Source organism: Paraburkholderia sp. BR10141 (genome assembly GCF_056155635.1).
Genome location: NZ_JBMIQH010000009.1, coordinates 1 through 20,628, shown reverse-complemented (window position 1 = coordinate 20,628; position 20,628 = coordinate 1). Strand labels below are relative to the sequence as shown.

Genomic DNA, 20,628 nt, shown 5'->3' with positions numbered 1-20,628 from the left:
GAGACCACTGTTCGGATTCGTCGTAACTCTGAAAAAGGAGAAAGAGAATGAAGGGTATTCAGGCAATCAAGCTGGCTGGTGGCGCACTGATCGTCGCCGCTTCGGTCAGCGCATGGGCGCAGGGGAACGATACAGGCACGGCGCCTGCCACTTCGCAAACGTCGAAGCAGGCCAACCACGCATTGGAAAAGAAAGTGCGTGCCGCACTGGATCACGCGAAGGACATCAAGCCGGAAAATATTGTGATTCGCGCTCGCGATGGCGTGGTGACGTTGGAAGGCACCGTTCCGGATTCCTCGCAGGTCGACAAGGCCGCTCAAGTCGCACAGGGCGTTGCCGGCGTGACCTCGGTCAAGAACGCATTGACCATCAAGGAAGTGGGTCAGTAACCCTGGCCTTTGGCGGGCCGCCCTTTCGTTTGCGCGAGGGTGCGGCTTCGCCGTTCCCCCTGATATGGCCGCCCCACGAGCGGCTGCTGGCTGCTGTCCAGGATCAGTGGTCATCCGCGCCTTCGCGGCAGGCGGCACGTCCGGAGAACTCAGCTGGACGAAGCCGCGCGCGTCGTCGACCATGTCAGTGTGAATCGGACGCTGCCGCGGGTGGGAACATAGAGCGCGCGAGTCCGCTCCACGCCGTCGAATGTGGCAACGACGCGGTAGTGGCCAGGGGGCAACCGCGCGAACAGGTAGGGGCCGGCCGATGTGCCGGCAAAGACGACCTTCCCGTTGGACCCGAATATCTGCACGGCGACACCCGAGAGATACTCGCCCGATGCGGCGGTGAATGTTGCCCGCATGCTATAGCCGGGGGCGAGCCTGCGAAGCGTAGTGGCTTCATCCTCGCCCACGCCGCCCGTGACATAGGCGATACCGCGGTCGTGTCCGACCGGTATGTCGCTGGCTGGGATCTCCTGAACAGGCGTCTTGCTGGGCGGCGCCTCAGTGGGGGGCGTCTTGTGGTCGGGTGCCTGCCGCGCAGGCGCGACGGCATGTGCGTGGGGTCTGCTGATACCCGATTCGCAATCCAGTCCGGGTATGACGCCATTGGGGCCGCCGAACCCGTTCATCGGACGTCCTTCCAGCAACCAGCGCGGGAGGGAGAGATTTTGCGCTTTTGCGCGGGGAATGAGCGTACTGCGCATGCGCTCCACGACCATCCGACGTTCTTCGAGCGTCGACGCACGGTGCATCTCTGCGCAGTACTCAATGCGTTCGTCGTCGCTCAGTAACAGGGAGGAAATCGATTCGGGGGGCACCTCTGGCTGCCTCGCGTGCCTGGCAAAGGCTGCTGTCGATGCAGTACACACAGCCACAACCAGGACGGTTCTCGACAGGCGGGAAAATGTCGTGAACATGATGAACCTCCGGGCCAATCTCGGGAGTGCGGCACCGGGTCCGTCCCGGAGTCGCCTGCGAGAGCCTCGACCTGCTTCAGACATTTCAGACGCTTCAGACGTTTCAGACGGGCAACGGCGATTGACGTGTCTTTTACGCGGTGAAATGCGCCAGGCGCAAGTACCACCGCAGTGTAGCAAGTCGGACGCGCAGAAGCCGGCCGGGCGGTCCCATCGAGTACGCGAGCGGTCGTGTGAGGCTGGACTCGATCCTGCGGCGAACTCTCGCAGAAAGCCAAATCCTGTGAACCGCGCAACAGAAGAAAGTATTGTTTCGCTTAATTCATTCCTTATACTAAAGCGCCACTGCCGCAGCGATGAATAGCTTGCCGCGTGCTCAAAGCGGCGCGGCGCATCAAGACCCGACAGCCAGGTCGTTTTCCCGAACATAGAGTTATCAGACGATTTGCACCTACCTGTCCCGGCACAGCAGATAAACAACACTCTGTAACGAATAGCTGTGCGGCAATGAAATGACACGCTACGCTCCCGTTCACGGCCTTTTGGTTCGAGCGCGAAAAGACTTTCCCAGTTACCCATCAATTACTGTGGATTGCCAATGAAAAAAATACTTATTTTTAGTGCCACTGGCGCGCTGTTCGCTGCAGCGGCGTCGTCGGCATTCGCACAAAGCTCGGTCACGCTGTACGGCATCGTCGATGAAGCCATTCGGTATCAGACGAATGCTGGCCCGGGTGGCAATGATCAGGTTGCGATGACGTCCGGCCCGGAAACCCACAGCCGCTGGGGCTTGAGGGGCAGTGAGGATCTGGGCGACAGCTGGTCCGCAATCTTCCGCCTCGAGAACGGCTTCGAAGCGTTCAATGGGCAGCTACACGTGCCCGGCACACTGTTCAGTCGGCAAGCTTTCGTGGGTCTGTCCAACAAAACGTGGGGCTCGCTGACCTTTGGCAGGCAATATGCGCCGGCCTACGACACCTTGGGCGATATCTTCGACCCACTGACCGTTGGCAACTATTGGCAAAACAGCTGGATGTATAACGGCATCGGCCCTTATCTGGAAGTCAACAACTCGGTCAAGTACAAGGGCAGCTTCGATGGCCTGGATATCAATGCCCTTTACGGCTTTGGCAACCAGCCGGGCGCGCTCGGTCTCGGCGCCACCTATGCCGTGGAACTGACTTACACGTACGGCCCAGCCATGCTCAACGCAGGCTTCCAGCAGGTCTCCGTTCCGACATCTGCGACTGGCTCTTCGGTTGGCACCAGTGTCGGCAGCTCGATCAATGGCGCCAAGACCAACTTCCTGCACATCAGCGGCGCGTTTCAGATCACCCACGACATCCGCCTGCTGGCCGGCTGGCTGCGGGGGCAGGACCGGACTGGTTTGACTGATAGCTATATGCAGCAATCTGGCGCGCCGACACTGAAGGGTAGCGGCAGCCCCAACCGTATCGACGACACCTGGTACATCGGTGCGAACTGGCACGCCATGCCTGCGCTGCTGTTCACGTTCGCCTACTACTACGGGCAGACGCGCAACGCAGAACTGCTCGACGGCACCCTCGGCAGGGGGATAAACCAATCGGCTACCGTTCTCGCCGAATACTCGTTCACGAAGCGCACGGAAGTCTACGGGATCACGGACTTCGCGCGCGGCACAGGCGCCTTCTCCGCCGACTACCCGGGCGGGGTCAACGGCGAGGGCGTTCCGACCAACACCATTGGCCGCACCAATCAGGTGGGCGTGGCAGTCGGACTTCGCACGATATTCTAGAGACGCGTGCATACCCTCCGACACGGGCTCGGGCCGGCGTAGCAGCGTCGGTCCGCTGTCGAGCGCGCAGCTGACGCTCCACCGTTCGTGCGCAAGCCATCGTGGACGGCTCAGGTGGTCGTCTCTCGTACCGGTTTTTCCGGCAGGCCCTGCGCCTCATGCGGGCAAAAGTCCAGCTTTTCGATAGCTTTCGATGAGTGCGTCATAGACAGAGATATCAGAACGGCTCTTCGCAATGAGCTGAGCGCCGGCGATGGCAGCAAAGATAGCGCGAGCGCGCTGTTTGCTCTCCCGGGAACCGACCACCGCCGCTGCGGACAGAACCTTGCTCAGCCACGCGACGTTCACGTCGGCAAAGGTCAGGACTTCATTCATCACGACATCCGGCAAGTCGTCAGTTTCGGCGGCCATGAAGCTGCAAAGGCATATGCGATTGCCGGTCTCAAGCGCCTTGCGGAATGTGTCTGGATAGTGACGCAGGCAGTGCAGCGGATCCTGCGATCTGGCCAGCATGTCATCGAGAGCCGCCGCGGAATCCTCCCAGTAACGCCTCGCTACCGCGGCGCCGAGATCAGCCTTGCTTTCGAAGTGGTGGTAGATGCTCGCGGCCTTGATACCAACCTCGTCCGCAAGATCACGATAGTTCAAACCGCCATAGCCGTGCGCCTGCGCGAGCCTCGTGGCGGCCGCCAGGATTCTCTCCCTCGAGTTTGAGCTCGCGTCATTTCTCACTGCTTCAGCCTCCGCAAACAGGAAATGGGTGTTGACACCGCTCATTGTACCTTCTATTGTTAACCTAACAAACGTTAGGTAGGGTCGTGAGTGACGTGTCTTTACAAGGCCCAATCCAATGCAACCGACTATGGAGCGAACCGGCAATGACTTCCAGTACCGTCAATTTCGAAGCAACCCAGGTGCCAGTGATGAAGATTTACGACTTCCCGACAGGGCCGTATCCGACACGCGTCCGCATCGCGCTGGCTGAAAAGCGGCTGCAATCATGCGTCGAGTTCGTGATGGTCGATCTTTACAAGGGGGAGCACAAAAAGCCCGGCTTCATCGCGGCCAAGAACTATTCAGGGACGCTGCCGGTGCTCGAACTCGATGACGGAACCTGTATCGCCGAGTGCACCGCCATTACCGAATACCTCGACGCGCTCGACGGCGCGCCTACGCTCACCGGCAGCACACCGCGCGAAAAGGGCGTGATCCACATGATGAGCAAGCGCGCCGAGCTGGAGCTGCTCGACGCCGTCAGCGTCTATTTCCATCACGGCACGCCGGGACTGGGCCCCGACGTCGAGACGTATCAAAACCCGGAGTGGGGGTTCCGTCAACGCGACAAGGCGTTGAGGGGTATGCGCTACTTTGATGCCGTTCTGAAAAGCCAACCCTATGTCGCCGGCGAGGCTTTCTCGATGGCCGACATCACCGTCATCGGCGGTTTGGTCTTTGCGAAACTTGTGAAGCTACCGGTGCCTGTGGAGTGTGATGCGCTTCAGGCCTGGTACGCAAGAATGCTGGAGCGTCAGAGCGTCATGAATCAGCCGGTGTTCGCTGCCCTGACCCGGGCGTCATAACCGGCCGGGACGGACCAGTGATGCAACAAAACGGTGACCGGTTAGAACGGCCACGCGCACGAATGCAGTAAGAGGTTAGGCGGTCAGTCAAACGCGCTCCCGCGCCACGGCGCTTCGCGCAGGGCATCACCCTGATAAAACGCGGGGAAGCGTTCGAGCTGGCGAAGGGCATCCGCCATGGACACGTCAGCGCTCAACACGGCGCTCGAAAACCCCATGCGCTCCATCTGGAGCAACTGATCGACGAGCACTTCGCCCGTCGCGCGCAGGTCGCCTTCGAAGCCGAGCCGTCGCCGGATCAGGTAGGCCTGGCTATAGGCGCGCCCATCGGTGAACGACGGGAATTGAAGCTCCACGCGCGACGCAGCTGCAATTTCGATGGCGTAGGCAAGCGGATCGGCATCGTTCGCGAGGATCAAGGTGGATGCCGAAACATCGCCGGCATGAGCCTCAGCGTCCAGAAGACGTATGCGTGAGGCGGTTTTCATGCCGTGCCCTCCGTCGTGGCTCGAATCCCATCGGCGGCCGCCTTGAACGGATCGAGTCCCACGCGGCGCACCGTCTCGATGAATGTCTCGTTGCATTCGCCGTGCGGCTCGCGCAGCGCGACGTAAGCACCGATCAAGGCTTCGATGACCTCTGGCACTTCCTGCGCGGAGAAAGACGGGCCGATCACCTTGCCAGGACGCGCATCGCCGCTGCGTGCCGACCCGTCCGAGCCGCCGAGCGTCACCTGGTACCACTCCGCGCCGTCCTTGTCGACGCCGAGTATGCCGATGTGCCCGCTATGGTGGTGGCCGCACGAGTTGATGCAGCCGCTGATATGCAGGTCGATCTCGCCGATGTCGTTCAGTTCGTCGAGGTCCTGGTATCGTTCCATGATGCTCTGCGCGACCGGCAGCGACCGTGCGTTGGCGAGTGCGCAAAAATCGCCGCCGGGGCAGGCGATCATGTCGGTGAGCAGGTGCACGTTCGCGCTCGCGAGGCCGGCCGCGTTCGCCGCTTGCCACAGGGTGAGCAGATCGTCGGCGTGAACCCACGGTAAAACGACGTTCTGCGTGTGCGTGACACGCGCCTCGCCCGCGGAGAAGCGATCGACGAGATCCGCCACGCGCTCGAGCTGGTCGGCGGACGCATCGCCGGGTGCCTGCAGCACGCGCTTGAACGAGAGCGTGACGATGCGCAGCGACGGGTCCCTGTGCGGCGCGACGTTGCGCTCGAGCCAGCGCTGCAGCTGTGGCGTGCTCGTGGCTGCAGCCTCGAGCATGGCGGGGGCATGCGTATCGACGACACGTGCCGTGTCGAGCTTCGGCGGTTCGATAAAGCAACGGCTTACCCGCTCGAACTCGGCCTGCTCGATCGTGTGCGGGCCGCCGTCGATGTCGACGATCTGCCGGAACTCTTCCTCGACTTCGTCCACGAAGCGCTGGCCCTCGGCCTTCACGAGGATCTTGATGCGCGCCTTGTACTTGTTGTCGCGGCGGCCGTACTGGTTGTACACACGTACCACGGCCTCGATGTAGTTCATGATGTGCCGCCACGGCAGGAACTCACGCATCAGCGCACCGATCATCGGCGTTCGACCCATGCCTCCGCCCACGGTCACACGAAAGCCCAGTTCACCCTGTTCGTCGCGCACGAGGCGCAGGCCGACGTCATGCCAGCCCGTCGCCGCACGGTCTTCCGTCGCGCCGGTGACCGCAATCTTGAACTTGCGCGGCAGGAAGGCGAACTCAGGATGCAGCGTGGTCCACTGCCGCATGATTTCGGCGAACGGGCGCGGGTCCGCGATCTCGTCGGGAGCGACTCCCGCGCGCTCGTCGCACGAGATATTGCGGATGCAGTTGCCGCTCGTCTGGATGCCGTGCATGTCGACCGTCGCAAGCAGGTCCATCACGTCCGCCGCCTTCGAAAGCGGTATCCAGTTGAATTGAACGTTGGTGCGTGTCGTGAAGTGGGCGTGATGCGTGGGCAACCGCCTCGTACCGAGCTTGCGTTGCGCATCGAGCGCGCTGCGGTATACCTCGGCCTCAGGTTCGTCGTACTCGCGGGCCACGCGAGCGAGCACGCGAAGCTGTGCGCTCGACAGTTCGCCGTACGGGACAGCTACGCGCAGCATGGGTGCGTGCCGCTGCACATACCAGCCGTTTTGCAGACGCAGCGGGCGAAACGCATCCTCGCTCAGGCTGCCTTGCTGCCAACGCTCGATCTGATCGCGGAACTGCGCCGCGCGGCTCGCCACGAAGGCCTTGTCGAATTCGTTATAGCGGTACATGGTGAGTGCGGAAATGCCGTGATACGGCGGACAGAGAAAGGACGACGTTATCGCGTCCGCATCGGTGTCTCAAGAAGCAGATGCCGCAGAAATGAGCGCAGCAGAAGCGTTCCATTGGCGAAGCCCCGCACGACACGACAGTTGTCGTGTTGTTGTTCGATCAGTCGCTTGATTTCCCGCGCTGCCGTAGCGTCTACGCCGAGGCGATGTAGCAGCACGTGTCGGGTCAGCGGCGCATCGTCAACGGTGAATCAGGTCGCGGCAACGGTGGGCATTCGCACGCGGTTCTAACCGCCTTTGGGCGCAGCGGTCCGGCGCCGTTCAGACATCGCCAGGTCCACATCACATCGTTGCGCTGCCGCTGCCAGTACCGCCGGTGCCGGAAGAGGGGGTGGACGTCGCGGTGAGCGGATGCGCGGCGCCCGCCGCCGACAGCAGCGAGATGGCGGCCGGATCTGGCATGCCATTCGCGTCTATCGCGCCTGCTGCCGCCAGCGTGACTAGATCGCTATCGACACCTGCCTGGCCAACCGTAAAGGATGTCGTGAGAAATGCCGGTACCGTCAGCGTGACAGCATAGCGCTGCTGCAGATTCGTGACGACTGCGGATTGTGCAGCCTGCACGTCGGACGCGTTACCCAGTACCTGCTGGTACTGTGAGTTGGTCGGGAATCCCGCGATCAAACCACTCTCGCTCGTGCCGAGTTGTGAAGCGAGGTAGACGAGCATCAACTCGGTCTCCGGCGTCGTATTGAAGGTGCCCTCGGCAAACGCCACCGAATGCAGACTCACGCTGCCGGAGCTTACGCTGAGGATGCAGGCAGGCGTGGCATTGAACTTGATTGCGTAGTGTCCACCGCCATCGGACAGGGTGGACCCCGAGCCCTGAGCGCAACTGAGGTTGACCGTTGCGCTGGCGATCGCTGTGCCGGTCGCGGCCGTGCCGGAGATGGTGACATTCGGCGTCACGCTTGTGCCGCCGCAGCCATCGAGGCCAATGCATGCGTTTCCTCCGCAGGCGGCAAGCGTTGCGAGCGAAGCCGCGTACATTGCAGCCCGTGCCGTGCGAACGAAATACGCGCGCTGAGCGTTCATGGTAGCCACCGGTTCCGTCATTCACGCTCCGGATTGCGTAGTCGCGAATGATGCCGGCCATAAGACATATAGATCAGCATGCCGATCAGCAGCCAGACGATCAACCGTACCCAGGTGATGAGCGGCAGTCCCACCATCAGCAACACGCAAAACGCGATGCCGAGAATGGGGACAATCGGCACGCCGGGCGCGCGGAATGGACGGCTCGCGTCAGAGTCGCTGCGCCTCAGGTACATGACTGCGCCGCACACGAGCACGAACGCGAACAGCGTGCCGATGCTGACCATCTCGCCTAGTACGCCGATCGGCGTGAGGGCCGCCACGATGGCGACGACCGTGCCGATCATCATCTGGCTTCGATGCGGCGTGTGCAGGCGTGGATGGACGGTGGAGAACAGATGGGGAAGCAGTCTGTCCTCCGACATCGTGAAGAAGATCCGGCTTTGCCCGTAGAGCAGCACGAGTATCACGGTGGTCAGCCCGGTTAGCGCGCCGATCTTGATCAGTATGGAGAACCAGGTGAAACCAATGACGTCGACGCCCTTGGCGATCGGGTCTGGAACGTTCAGTTGTGCGTATGGAACGAGTCCGGTGAGCACGGCAGCCACGAGGATATAGAGCAAGGTGCAGATGACCAGCGAACCGAGGATCCCGATCGGCATGTCGCGCTGTGGCCGTTTCGCCTCCTGAGCGGCGGTCGATACCGCATCGAAACCGATGAACGCAAAGAACACGACGGCGGAGCCACGCAGAATGCCGCTGGCTCCGAAGCTGCCGAACGCGCCGGTGTTGGGCGGAACGAATGGATGCCAGTTGGCGGGATGCACGAAGAACGCGCCGATGGCGATGAAGGCCGCCACGACCGTCAGCTTGACTGCGACCATCACGTTGTTGATGCGTGCCGACTCGCGCGTGCCGAGCACCAGCATCGTCGTGAGAATCGCGATGATCAGCACGGCGGGGAGATTGATGATGCCGGCGACAGTCGAGCCGTCAGGCAACTGGACCGTCGTGCCGGGTGCGGCAGCAAGCGTAGGCGGGATGCTGATTCCGACGTTGCGCAACAGGCTGACGATATAACCTGACCAGCCGACGGCGACCGTCGCGGCACCCATGGCGTACTCGAGAATCAGGTCCCAGCCGATGATCCACGCAAACACTTCGCCGAGCGTCGCATACGTATACGTGTAGGTGCTGCCGCATACGGGGAGCATGGCGGCCAGTTCGGAGTAGCAGAGACCGACGAACGCACACGCAACGCCACCCAGCACGAAGGACAGGATGATGCCCGGTCCGGCAAATTGTGCCGCCGCCGTGCCGGTGAGGACAAAAATGCCCGCGCCGATAATGGCGCCGATGCCCATCGCCGTGATGCTTGGCGCCCCCAGGGTCTTCGACAGCGCGCGGCCGCCTTCGGCTTCGGCGCTTCCCACTATGTCGGCGACGGACTTGCGCGCCATGTAGCTCGTGTCAGCCATGATAGGTTTGCCCCATTCGACAGTGACTGGAAACGACTCGATTCGGCTTGCCTGACTTCTTTAGAATAGACACAGGCGCGAGCGGGCGATGGGTAAGTTTTCAGTTAACCGAACGACGACGACCGGCGTGCGGGGGGCAGAGATGTTTCGGAACGCTTCATGTGCATCTGCACGATGTGCTTCCGGGATATGCGCCACGCGTATCGCGGGATGCGTCGGCATCATTGATCCGCTGTCCAGGCAGAGTCCACGCTCGCGCGGGCGGTTCAGCAGGACGGCGGCCAGGAGAAGTGGAATGGACAACGACAAACCGTCGCCGCAGCGCGCGACGTACCAGAAAGGGATCCGGATCGGCGAGTACGGATGGTTCGGCCGGCTGGCCGCCGTCGTCGTGAGCACAATCGTGCTGGTGGTGGCAGCGATGCTGTCGCTGGTGCTGCTTGCCGTGCTGTTCGGCGTGGGCGCGATTGTCGTCGGCTATCTCTGGTGGAAGATCCGCGCGCTGCGCAGGCAGGCGCGCGAGTTCGGCGACGACGGCCGGACCGTCGACGTCGAGGTCGTCTATAAGGACTCGCACGGCGACGATATCGCGAAGCGCTGACCTGTGATGCCTGCGCGCGCACCTCCAGCGTACGCGTAAACGACAGTTGGAATCGTGTTTGCGCGAGTTATAAATACACAAGGCCGCGCAAGATATATCAAACGATTTCGGCCAATCGTAAGCATTCGACTTCCGCCACGCCTGTTCACGCGTGTCGGTCCAGCATGCATGCGCAATGCTGAACCATTCGCGTGAAAACCTTGCCTCTCTCGGGTTCGCCGTTCTTCAAGGGACACGGCGCGAGACTCTGCTTCCGCCATGTTCGCCACGGTTAGGAGATTCTACGATGAAGACTGGAAATATAGGAATGCTACTGATTGTCGGTGCGAGTGGCATGTTCGTCGGCGGAATCGCCCACAGCGATCCGCACGGCCCCCAACCTGGCCAGCGGGGCGCGGGCTTCATCAAGAGTTTTCAGATTATTGCTGCCGAACCGGCGTTTGGCGGTGCGACGCCTGCCGGCGCGGCTGGGCCATACGAGGTCATCACCGCCGTCGTGCACGGCGCCCTCGATCCGCGCTCTCCGCTCAATGCCGGTATTGTCAACATCAGGAACGCGCCGGTCGGCGTCGATGGTTACGTCGACTATTGGACCGATGTCGTGATCCTGCGTCCGCAAAGCGCGGCGAACGCCACGCGCGTGCTCTTCTACGACGTCGTGAATCGCGGCAACAAGCTCGCCGACGGGTCGTTCATTGGCGCAGGTGCGCTCGATACCGGGGCACCCCCGCCGTCCACATTTCCTTCGTTGCTGCGCCACGGTTATACGATTCTCTGGAGCGGCTGGCAAGGCGACATTCCGCTCAACGGGACGAGTACGCTGGCCGGCACGGGTCTGGTCGGCACGAGATTCCCCGTGGCCACCAACAAGGACGGTTCGCCGATGACTGCGCTATCGCGCGAGGAGTTCATTCCCGACTATGCGGGAGGCGACCCGACGACGATTCCGCTCACGTACCCGCCCGCCGATCTCAACGATACGGGCAGCGTGACCTTCACCGCGCGGCAATCGTGGCTATCGGCCTACGGCAGCATTCCGGGCGGCGTGCAAACCTATACGGCGCCTTCGACCAAGGTGACGGCGTGGAGCTATATCAGCACGCCGAACAATGTCTATGAAGGGAATTACTCGGTCAAGTTCACGCCGCCTGCGTCGGTGCCGGGTCCCAACGGCAGGACCGTCACGCCCGATGCGGGGACGATTTACAGCTTCGTCTACAAGGCCGCGGCGCCGACCATCGACGGCATCGGCTTTGCGGCGCTGCGCGATCTCGTCTCCTGGCTGCGCTACGACAGGGCCGATGCGCGGGGCGTCCAGAATCCGCTCAACGATCTGAAGGATGCGGCATGTGCAGCGTCGAAGTGCTCCCGGGATACGAACTTCGACGTCGCGATCGGGGAAGGCATTTCGCAGTCGGGCCGCTTCATCAAGGACTTTCTCTATCAAGGGTTCAACGAGGACAAGCACGGAAGGATCGTTTTCGACGGACTGTTTCCGATCATTTCCGCTGCACGCCGCACGTGGACCAACGCCGCGTTCGCACAGCCGGGACGGTGGTCGAAACAGCATGAAGACCACTTCATGCCGGGTTTCCAGTTCCCCTTCACGTACGCGGTTACGACCGATCCGGTCAGTGGCGCGACCGATGGCCTGTTGAAGCGTTGCGAGGCCTCCGGTACGTGTCCGAAGATCATGCAACTCGACGGCGCATTCGAATGGTGGGGCGGGGCCGCGTCGCTGGTCGTCACCGATGGACGGGGCAACGACATCCACTTGCCGCCGAATGTGCGTTACTACCTCGTGCCGGGCACGCAGCACGGCGGCGGCAGCGGCGTGACCACGGGCAACTTCACGGTGCCGGCGACAGGCAGTCTGTGTCAGTTGCCGGGCTCGCCTGTGGAAGAAACGCCCGTCGAGCGCGCATTGATTCCCGCGCTGGTCGCATGGGCCGGCAAGGGCGCCGAGCCGCCCGCTTCGCAATATCCGACCGTGGCATCGGGCAATCTGGTCGCGCCGACGCAAGCCGCGACGGGCTTCCCTGATCTCGAGAGCGTGACCGTGCCGAGCGGACCCGCCGCGACGCCGACAGCGCTCAGTCTCACGTTCAATGGCGAATACAATCAGGTCTTCGTGACCGACTACAGCAAGGCCGTGCCGGTCGTGAGCACTGCGCAGCCCTACACGATTCTCGTCCCCAAGGTCGACGCCAACGGCAACGAAACCACGGGCGTACTCGTGCCGGATGTGAGCGTACCGCTTGCAACCTACACCGGGTGGAACTATCGCGGTGCCGGCCACGCGATCGGCGAAGGCTGCATCTCCAACGGCGCGGCGATTCCGTTCGCGGTGAACGCGTCCGCGCAGACAGGCGGCGTCGATAGCCGGGCCACCCTGAACGCGCTCTATGGCGGCAGCCGCTCACGCTACCAAGCGGCGGTTGCGGCCGCGGCAAACGCACTCGTCAAGCAAGGCTATTTGCTGCAGGACGATGCGACGAATGTCTTCATCAGCAACGCTGCGCAGATTTCGCCGACCCTGCTGCCGAATCCTTGAACTGCGAACGAACGTCGTCGCGTCGCGCAAGCGAGTTGGAACAAGCGCGACGACGCATCGGCATCGGTCTCTACTGCACCGTAATGGTCGCCTTCATATACGGGTGAATCCCGCAGAACACCTTGTACACCCCCGGCTTGTCGAACTTGAACTGATACGTATCGTTCTGGTCGAGCGCGGCGGAGTGAAAGACGCCTGCATCGTTGACGACCGTATGCGGTTCGCCGTCCATATTTTTCCAGGTCACCGTGGTGCCCGCTTTCACGGTGAGAGCCATCGGCGAAAACATGAAATTCTTGATGTCGATCTCATTGGGCTCCTGCGCCTGGGCGGCAGGCACGCCAAGGGAGGCCCCGGCCATGAGCATCCCGATCCCGTAGAAGAGGGCGAACGCGCGACGATAGTGAATGGAGAGCATGGCTCGAATCCTTGGTCAGTGAGCGAGACGCGAGGTCAGGCGAGGGACGTGTCGGAAAGCGTCGCCGCGAGAGGATGGCGCGTGATCCGGATACTGGTGACGCCAAGCATTTTCGGCAGCTGATCGCTTGCCACCTTGAGCGGCCCGGGGCCGGGTCCGTCGCCGGCCGTCGGCTGCGGATAGGCGGTCGAGCGTGCCGTGTGGAACGTGATATTGCCCTCCACCTTGGAAACGATCTGATGTATGTGGCCATTGAGCACGGTCACCGAGCCGAAGCGCTTTAGGTAGTCCATGGCCTGGCCCGCATCGCCGGTACCCCAGCCCCATGGTTCGTAGATCGTCCACATCGGCATATGCGTAAACACGACGATCGGCGTGCTCGACGTGCGGCCCTTCAGATCGTTTTCCAGCCAGGCAAGTTGGTCCTCGCCCAGGTTGCCCAGCCCGTTCGGCTTGAAATGCATTACGTTGACGAGCGCGATGAAGTGCACGCCATTGTGGTCGAAGCTGTAATACCCCCGGTTGTCCGACGCCTTGCCGAAGCGCTTGAAGTATTCGCCTTGCGGTCCATCTGTCACATCGTGTTCGCCGGGCGTGGTGTGCAACTCCGTAATGTCGAGACCGGAAAGGAGTTGCGCCGCCAGATCGAATTCCTCGGGTTTGGAGAGATGGGTGATATCGCCCGTGTGAATCGCCAGGGCGGGTTTGACGGGCATCGCGTTGACATAGTCGATGGTCTGTTTGAGCGTGCCCGCGACGTCGGGATTGGCTTCCTTGTTGAAGCCAATGTGCGAGTCGCTGATCTGCAAAAAGAGCGGAACGCCGGCGTTTTCTTTGCTGCTCGCCGCCAGTGCCAGTTCCATGGGCGTGAGGACGCCTCCGGCCAGAACGAACACGGTGCCGGCGCCACCGAAGGCGAGGCATTTCAGGGCGTTGCGGCGTGACGGTTGGGAAGGAAGATCTGACGACATGATGTCCTCTCGACGGGGTTCAGAAAGTCGACCGCCCGCGCAATTCGGAGCGCCTCCAGGGCGGGCTTCACGTGCAATACCGCGAGCGCCGCTGTTTTATTCCCGGTTTTTTTTGCGAGTCGAGCACGGGAATAACCGGCGTGGGTTCGCGGTATGGCAGGCGTGGCACACGAAATGGCGGAAACCAATATGGACATCGTCGACGTGACCCGTCGCCGCGCCAGCGAAGCGAGGATCAACGTTCAATTCTTGCTGCGCCGGCTTCAACTCACGTCGGGCCTCGTGATGCTGACGTATCTCTTTCTGCATCTGGTCAATCACGCGCTCGGCATCTGGTCGATCGAGCTTGCCGGACACGGTCTCGTACTCGCGCTGCGGCTTTGGCGCAGCGCGCCCGGCACGATCGCGCTGTATGGCGCCGCGTCGGTGCATTTCGCGCTGGCGCTGCACACGATATATGGGCGGCGCCACTGGGCGCTTCCGCCTGCGGAATGGATCCGCCTGTGGGCGGGGCTCAGCCTGCCGCTCCTGCTGATCCGGCATGCGGTGACGACCCGGCTTGCTTCTTCGCTCTATGGTTTCGAACCGAACTACGAGCGCGTCATCGTCGTACTGCTCACGAGCGGCACGCAGGGGCTGCAACTCGCGTTGCTAGCGCCTGGTTGGATACACGGATGCCTCGGGCTGTGGTTCCGGTTGCGCCACCGTGCGTGGGCGCGTCGCATGCGGCTCACGCTGCTGATCCTCTTCGTCCTGTTGCCGCTGCTTTCGGCAGCGGGCTTCATCCACATGATGCGAGCCGTCGAGGGGGCGGGCCACCTGCTTCCGCCTGTCGACGCCGCGCTCGTCGTCCATCAGGCCGCCCTCAACGGTGCACGTCACGTTCTCGTCACGCTCTATCTCGCGCTGATTGCCGGCACGCTGATCCTGGGTCAGTTGCGCAACGCGCTGGAGCGCCGCAGGCTGCGCAAAGAGTCGGTGGGCGTCCGTTTGCTGGCCCGCAGTGCATCGTGCGAACAGGATGTTCAGGAATGACTAGCGATGTCTGAGCGGGTCAAATGGCGTTCGCTCCTGCTGCCAGGACGTTCACCATTTATCATTCGTGACGTGAGATGCCAAAATACACAGATAACCCGTAACGAGGCGGTGACTCGCCGGCCGCGGGGGATGATCCGCCCCTCTTTGCCGGGCCGCACGCCCGCACATCGAAAACGGCCGGACACCCTTGAGACCAGGACGCCGAATCCCATTTACCTGTCGTGAACCAGCGTATCCGTCCCCCCTTGCCGCCCGAATGGCCGTTTCCGCCGTATCGCGACGTGTCCGGCCGCGCCTTCGGCGATCTCGTCGCGCTTCAATATCGCGGCGCGGGCATGTGGCTCTGGCGGTGCCGCTGCGGCGCCCACGTCACGGCCGCGCTGGATGCGGTGGAGGGCGGCCAGACGCGGGATTGCGGCTGCGGCGAGCAGCGCCGCGTGTGGCGGTCCCGGCCGGGCTCGCCTGCGCTCAAAGGCGGCGAGGTGTTCGGCCAGCTGACGACGGATCGCTATGCCGGCGATGGCAAGTGGGTTTGCCGGTGCGATTGCGGCAATGAGGTGACCGTGAGCGCCGGGCGTCTGCGACTGGGCCAGGCGCGTTCGTGCGGCCGTTGCCTGGGCGCGTTAGCCGGCTGAGCGATGCGCACGCATCACGACTTGACCGGAACTCCGTATGAAAGCGCTTCATGATGGGCTCCGTGATTGTTCGGCACATCGTAAGCCGCGCGCAGCCGTATGAACAGTTCAGCAGCCGTTCTGGTATGCGGACTACTCGTCATGCTCCCGCCAGGCGAGCCAGGGTTTCGCCCTCGCTTTCGCGCTCCAGAAAACCCGACACGGCCGAAGCCTCCATCGGGCGCGAACAATAGTAGCCCTGAATGAGCGTTGCCCCGAGCGCTGCGACCGTTTGCAGTTCGGCCGCCGTTTCCACCCCTTCCACAATGCAGTCGAGCGACATCTGGCGGCTGAGATTGAGCAGCGTGCGAACCACTGTGAACGCCGTCGTGCGCTCCTTGAGACCGCTCACGAACATCCTGTCGATCTTCAGGCGCGTGAGTGGAAGTTTGCATAGGTACGAGAGGCTCGAATAACCGGTGCCGAAATCGTCGACTGACAAACCGCAGCCCAGCGCGCGCAGGACCTTGGCCGCTTTCTGGACCTGGTCGAAGTCCTTGGCCATCGCGGTTTCGGTGATCTCGAAGTCGAGCCGGGCCGGGTCGATGCCGCTGCCGGCGATGCACCGGGCCAACTCTTTCACCGCGGACTCACTGGCGAAATCATGCGCGGAAAGATTAAAGGACAAGCGAATATGCGCCGGCCATTGCTTCGCGCAGGCCAGGGCCTGGGTAAACAGCGCGAGGGTCAAGCCGTTGATGACGCCGTTGCGCTCCGCGGCAGGAATGAATTCACCGGGCGGGACCGTGCCGAGCAACGCGCTTCGCCAGCGCGCCAGGGCTTCGAAACCGACGGTGCGCCGGCGTTCGAGCGAGTAGATCGGCTGGAACGCAAGGTCGAGTTCGCCGGCGAGATCGGGGGAGCGTAGCGCCTGGGCAATCTGCGACTCGCGAATGATGGCGTTGCGGTGCGTCTCCGAAAAGATCGTCACCGAGCCGCGCGAGCGGTGCTTGCCTTCGTAAAGCGCGTAGTCGGCTGTTTCGAACAAATCCGCCTTGTTGCGTGAAATGTGCGGATAGGTGGAGAAGCCGATCGTCGCTCCGAGGCGAACCGAAATCTCGCCGACCAGTATGGGACATTGGAAAACATCGCAGATGGTACGGCCGAGTTGCGACAGGCCAGCGTCCGTGCAGTCGTCCGTGACGATGATGCCGAATTCGTCGCCGCCCAGCCTCGCAAGCGTGATCGTGCCGCGCGCCGCGTTGGCGAGACGCGACGCGACATCGGCCAGCACGTGGTCGCCCAGCGAGTGGCCGTGAATATCGTTGACGGACTTGAAGCCATCGAGATCGACGAGGCCCACCGCGAGCCGCCCGCCCGATGCCATGGCGGCATCGAAATGCTTGTCGAGCGAGGTGAAAAAGGCCCGCCGGTTAGGGAGATTCGTGAGGCTGTCGATATTCGCGAGCCGTTTGTTTTCGGCTTGTGTGGCAACGAGATCCGAGAAGTTTTTGAATTGTGTGAAGGCGACGATCAGCATCGCCAGCGAAACCAGCGACGTATCGATCGCGATCGCCTCGAATACGCCGTTTCCCGAACTCAGGAACGTGACGACGAGCGCGCCGTTGACAATGGCGGTGACGGTGAACGCCGCCTTGATGACGTTCATCAGGCAGAAGATGACGCCGATAACCGTGATGGCCATGTAAAACGCGACATGAAGCTTGAATGCCGCGCCACCATGAGGCAGCAGGGACAGCGACCATGCCGTGAACGAGATGGAGAAGACCCAGGCGAGCCTGCCGGAATTGCGCAGGATCGTAGCCGCGTCTTCCGCACTCACATGGAGCCTCGAAAGCCGCAACCACGAGAGCACGCGTACGAAACACAATGCTGTGAGCACGAGCGGACAGATTACGCCCTGCCAGGCGGGAATCACGTTCTCGTGGGGCAGCACCATGCCCCACGTGTTGACGACCAGCAGCCCATACATCATGGGAAGCTGATAGATCATCACGCGCAACTGCGCCAGCTTCAGGGCCGCGCTGTTTCCGGCGAGGAAAGTGCGCCGAATCGTTCCCCAATACTGGGCCAGAACGTTGAACATGGTCTTGCGAGTCGGGGCGGTCCCGTTGCAACTGCCGGGAACGAAATGTAATACCCCCGTTTACGACCGCTCGCGTTATTTCTGGAGGCAACGCACGGGCTTTTCATCGTCGACGCGCGCCTCATTCTTCGGGGCTTTCAACGTGCCCTTAAACCGGTCTTCCCCGCACCAGGGCGGTCAATCGCAATGCAATGATTTCGGCGCAAACGTTTGGCGTCCTCAACTATATGGACGTGCCGCCGTTCGCTTGGTGGCCCGGCCTAAAGTTCGCGTAGCCATTGCCGAAATACCGTCCATGGCGCGCAAACATCCCGACTATCCCGACAAACCTCCCATCTGGGCAGAGGCGCGCGCGCTCGAGGCAAGCATTCGCGCCATCCGCCGTGCGCAAGGCAAGAAGAACCCCGAGGACTTCCCGGCGGGAAGTCCTGAATGCACGGCCGCCATGGATGAATTCGTGCGCGACGTCTGCCGCGCCCTCGAGATCGATATCAACACGCTCGGCAAGGACTCCGGCGACTTTTAAGGTGCTGGGGGCCATTCGTTCCCTTCTCGCGCGGGAATGCGATTTGCGAGCTTCGCAAGATCGATGACGAGTTCACGAGGTTGCGCGTGAAAACGACTTTTATGCTCGCGTTGTCGTCATGTCTCGGCGTGGCGTTGCTCACGACGCAGCCCGCACATGGCGCAGATCCTACCCTCACGCCCACGCCTGACGCCGCGCCGCCGTGCGGCAAGCTAGTAGGAACAAACGCCGCCGGCGGCTTCGCACTGCGCAGCGGCGAACCGGTCGATTTCGTGTCGGACGGACAGGCCACGCATGGCACGCTGCTCGTCTTCAGCGATGGACCCGTATTTCGCGCGTACTGGCAACCCCAAGGCAGCGAAGAGAAGTACGCACTAGCCAACGCCGGTCCAGACAGCGTGCGCCTCGTTTCGACGCCTCCGCAGGGCACACCGACCGGTGGCGCCCAGCCCGGGGTCGCGGCACAGCCGCTGCAAGTGCTCTCGTGTCCGAGGCTTTAATTCCGCTGTCATGCCGTTTGCGGTCGATGTCCCACCATGTGAACCACCCTTTCGTATCGCGCCGCGAGCGACTAGTCTTTAACGATTCCAAACGGACGAACGGTCCGGCCCGTGATTGGCGAACCGCGCAGCGGAGCCGGCCTCGAAGGAGACAGAAATGGAGCTTGAAAACCGCACCATGGCGCGCGTAATGGCAAGGCTCGTGCCGTTCCTGATCCTTTGCTATTTCGTGGCGTATCTCGATCGGGTCAACGTCGGTTTTGCTGCATTGCAGATGAACAAGGCACTCGATCTTTCCGCGAGCGCGTTCGGCTTTGGCGCAGGGATCTTCTTCATTGCCTATTTCTTCTTCGAGGTGCCGTCGAACCTGCTGCTCGAACGTTTCGGCGCAAGGCGCTGGATCGCGCGCATCATGTTCACGTGGGGCATCATCGCGGGCGCGATGGCGTTCATTCCGGACCTCGCCCGCTTCACCGGCTTGTCGAACGCGCACGTATTCTACGGACTGCGTATCTTGCTCGGTATCGCTGAGGCGGGTTTCTTCCCCGGCATCATCTTTCTGCTTACGCTGTGGTTTCCCGCCAAATATCGCGCGCGCGTGGTGGGCTATTTCATGGCGGCCATTCCGTTGTCGACGGTGATTGGCGGCCCGATATCCGGATCGCTGCTTTCGCTGGACGGTAGAGGGGGGCTGGCGGGCTGGCAGTGGGTCTATCTGATCGAGGCAATCCCTGCGGTCGTGCTCTCCGTGGCCGTGCTGTTCTATCTGACCGACAAACCCGCCGACGCCGGCTGGCTAGCCGACGACGAGCGCCGCTGGCTCGTCGATCGCCAGGCGCAGGAGCGCCGTCATCGGGAGAAGGTGCGCTCGTTCAGCGTGCTGGAGGCGCTGATCAATCCGCGCGTGCTGGCGGTGGCGCTCATCTATTTCGGTGCGAATGCAACCAATTACGGTCTCAGTTTCTTCCTTCCGCAGATCGTCAAGGCGTTCGGGCTCACGAACGTGCAGACGGGCTTCGTTACTGCGCTGCCCTACGCGGTGGGCGTCGTTTCTATGGTGCTGTGGGGTCGGCATTCCGACCGTCGGCTCGAACGCAAGCGTCACGTCGCATTTGCGCTGGCCGTCGCGGCCGCCGGTATTGCGGCTGCCGCGGGACTCGATAATCCGGTGCTCAAGATGCTCGCGCTTTCGATTGCGGGCTTCGGTATTTTCGGCTGCCTGCCAGTGATCTGGACACTGCCGGCCGCGTTCCTTTCAGGCGCGGCCGCGGCCGGCGGCATTGCCGCCGTCAATTCGCTCGGCAATCTGGCGGGCTTTTTCGGCCCCTACGCAATGGGCTGGATCAAGGACAGCACGGGCGGCTTCGGCGCAGGCCTGCTATGTCTTGCGGGAGCCGGGCTCGTGGGCGCGGGCGCGGCGCTCGTCCTCCCTCACAACCCGGCGCTGGAAAAGCTCGACGATTCGCCGCAAGGCGAAACACACGGGGAGGGCGGTGCGGTGAGGCCGTGAGCGGCGCCTATGCATTGCACGCTACTCATCTCAGGCGCGCCATCACAAGGGTCGTGAGTTTTCGATAGACGCGCCTCGCCTGGGCCCACGACAACGCCAGCTCGATGAGCCGCCCGCGTGCGTTGAGCACGACGATGCGCGATTCGTGCTTTGTTTCGCGATCCGCCCAACGCACCTTGTAGTCGCCGTGCAGCGGCCGAAAGTCGAAATCGCGGCCATGGGCCTGGGCC

At 62.3% G+C, this 20,628-nt stretch carries 19 protein-coding genes and 1 pseudogene; 10 read left to right on the top strand and 10 right to left on the bottom strand.

Annotated features, from left to right (window positions below):
- The first annotated feature begins 47 nt into the window (after positions 1–47).
- Complete coding sequence (locus ACOJB8_RS14640; RefSeq protein ID WP_069266319.1) at positions 48–389, top strand: BON domain-containing protein; 342 nt, start codon at positions 48–50, stop codon at positions 387–389.
- Positions 390–538: 149 nt separating this feature from the next.
- On the opposite strand, the gene ACOJB8_RS14635 is transcribed toward ACOJB8_RS14640, so the two are convergent.
- Positions 539–1,354, bottom strand: coding sequence for a hypothetical protein (locus ACOJB8_RS14635; RefSeq protein WP_475013080.1), 816 nt, complete (start codon positions 1,352–1,354; stop codon positions 539–541).
- A gap of 598 nt (positions 1,355–1,952) precedes the next feature.
- On the opposite strand from ACOJB8_RS14635, the gene ACOJB8_RS14630 reads away from it, so the two are divergent.
- Entirely contained in the window at positions 1,953–3,131 is a 1,179-nt protein-coding gene (locus tag ACOJB8_RS14630) for a porin (RefSeq protein ID WP_342946383.1), read from the top strand.
- Between the two features lie 156 nt (positions 3,132–3,287).
- Here the strand turns inward: ACOJB8_RS14630 and ACOJB8_RS14625 are convergent, their stop codons facing one another.
- Entirely contained in the window at positions 3,288–3,863 is a 576-nt protein-coding gene (locus tag ACOJB8_RS14625; RefSeq protein WP_342946648.1) for a TetR/AcrR family transcriptional regulator, read from the bottom strand.
- A gap of 146 nt (positions 3,864–4,009) precedes the next feature.
- Here ACOJB8_RS14625 and ACOJB8_RS14620 point away from each other — a divergent pair, with 146 nt between their 5' ends.
- Positions 4,010–4,711, top strand: a complete 702-nt coding sequence (locus ACOJB8_RS14620) for a glutathione S-transferase (RefSeq protein WP_342946382.1) — start codon at positions 4,010–4,012, stop codon at positions 4,709–4,711.
- A gap of 83 nt (positions 4,712–4,794) precedes the next feature.
- Here ACOJB8_RS14620 and ACOJB8_RS14615 read toward each other — a convergent pair whose 3' ends face one another.
- From ACOJB8_RS14615 to ACOJB8_RS14600, 4 genes are all read right to left on the bottom strand, one after another.
- The gene (locus tag ACOJB8_RS14615; RefSeq protein WP_342946381.1) at positions 4,795–5,199 is read right to left on the bottom strand and encodes a DUF934 domain-containing protein; all 405 of its coding nucleotides are present in this window, start codon (positions 5,197–5,199) and stop codon (positions 4,795–4,797) included.
- The gene (locus tag ACOJB8_RS14610) at positions 5,196–6,986 is read right to left on the bottom strand and encodes a nitrite/sulfite reductase (RefSeq protein ID WP_475013077.1); all 1,791 of its coding nucleotides are present in this window, start codon (positions 6,984–6,986) and stop codon (positions 5,196–5,198) included. Before ACOJB8_RS14610 ends, ACOJB8_RS14615 begins: the two co-directional genes overlap by 4 nt.
- Before the next feature lie 342 nt (positions 6,987–7,328).
- Positions 7,329–8,081 (bottom strand): hypothetical protein, encoded by a 753-nt coding sequence (locus tag ACOJB8_RS14605; RefSeq protein WP_475013074.1) that lies wholly within the window; start codon positions 8,079–8,081, stop codon positions 7,329–7,331.
- Between the two features lie 17 nt (positions 8,082–8,098).
- The gene (locus tag ACOJB8_RS14600; protein ID WP_475013072.1) at positions 8,099–9,559 is read right to left on the bottom strand and encodes an amino acid permease; all 1,461 of its coding nucleotides are present in this window, start codon (positions 9,557–9,559) and stop codon (positions 8,099–8,101) included.
- A gap of 295 nt (positions 9,560–9,854) precedes the next feature.
- On the opposite strand from ACOJB8_RS14600, the gene ACOJB8_RS14595 reads away from it, so the two are divergent.
- Positions 9,855–10,160, top strand: coding sequence for a hypothetical protein (locus tag ACOJB8_RS14595; RefSeq protein ID WP_342946378.1), 306 nt, complete (start codon positions 9,855–9,857; stop codon positions 10,158–10,160).
- Positions 10,161–10,467: 307 nt separating this feature from the next.
- Positions 10,468–12,714 (top strand): alpha/beta hydrolase domain-containing protein, encoded by a 2,247-nt coding sequence (locus ACOJB8_RS14590; RefSeq protein ID WP_342946377.1) that lies wholly within the window; start codon positions 10,468–10,470, stop codon positions 12,712–12,714.
- A 70-nt stretch (positions 12,715–12,784) separates the two neighbouring features.
- On the opposite strand, the gene ACOJB8_RS14585 is transcribed toward ACOJB8_RS14590, so the two are convergent.
- Positions 12,785–13,081 carry a cupredoxin domain-containing protein gene (locus tag ACOJB8_RS14585; protein WP_069266367.1) on the bottom strand — a complete coding sequence of 99 codons (297 nt, stop codon included), beginning with the start codon at positions 13,079–13,081 and terminating at the stop codon, positions 12,785–12,787.
- A gap of 86 nt (positions 13,082–13,167) precedes the next feature.
- A complete protein-coding gene (locus ACOJB8_RS14580; RefSeq protein WP_069266329.1) occupies positions 13,168–14,103 on the bottom strand; it encodes a metallophosphoesterase family protein in 936 nt (311 codons plus the stop codon).
- A 285-nt stretch (positions 14,104–14,388) separates the two neighbouring features.
- On the opposite strand from ACOJB8_RS14580, the gene ACOJB8_RS14575 reads away from it, so the two are divergent.
- Entirely contained in the window at positions 14,389–15,138 is a 750-nt protein-coding gene (locus ACOJB8_RS14575; RefSeq protein WP_475013285.1) for a hypothetical protein, read from the top strand.
- 224 nt (positions 15,139–15,362) lie between these two features.
- Positions 15,363–15,776 carry a hypothetical protein gene (locus tag ACOJB8_RS14570; protein ID WP_342946376.1) on the top strand — a complete coding sequence of 138 codons (414 nt, stop codon included), beginning with the start codon at positions 15,363–15,365 and terminating at the stop codon, positions 15,774–15,776.
- Positions 15,777–15,915: 139 nt separating this feature from the next.
- Here ACOJB8_RS14570 and ACOJB8_RS14565 read toward each other — a convergent pair whose 3' ends face one another.
- Positions 15,916–17,862: a putative bifunctional diguanylate cyclase/phosphodiesterase gene (locus ACOJB8_RS14565; protein ID WP_475013069.1), complete on the bottom strand. Its 1,947-nt coding sequence runs from the start codon at positions 17,860–17,862 to the stop codon at positions 15,916–15,918.
- 295 nt (positions 17,863–18,157) lie between these two features.
- On the opposite strand from ACOJB8_RS14565, the gene ACOJB8_RS14560 reads away from it, so the two are divergent.
- The 3 genes from ACOJB8_RS14560 (at position 18,158) to ACOJB8_RS14550 (ending at position 20,398) form a co-directional block, all read left to right on the top strand.
- A complete protein-coding gene (locus tag ACOJB8_RS14560) occupies positions 18,158–18,388 on the top strand; it encodes a hypothetical protein (RefSeq protein WP_069266332.1) in 231 nt (76 codons plus the stop codon).
- Positions 18,389–18,474: 86 nt separating this feature from the next.
- Positions 18,475–18,888 (top strand): hypothetical protein, encoded by a 414-nt coding sequence (locus ACOJB8_RS14555; protein ID WP_342946375.1) that lies wholly within the window; start codon positions 18,475–18,477, stop codon positions 18,886–18,888.
- A gap of 157 nt (positions 18,889–19,045) precedes the next feature.
- A complete protein-coding gene (locus tag ACOJB8_RS14550) occupies positions 19,046–20,398 on the top strand; it encodes an MFS transporter (protein ID WP_475013066.1) in 1,353 nt (450 codons plus the stop codon).
- Positions 20,399–20,423: 25 nt separating this feature from the next.
- On the opposite strand, the pseudogene ACOJB8_RS14545 reads toward ACOJB8_RS14550, so the two are convergent.
- Positions 20,424–20,628: pseudogene (locus ACOJB8_RS14545) on the bottom strand (GNAT family N-acetyltransferase); the annotation flags it as partial.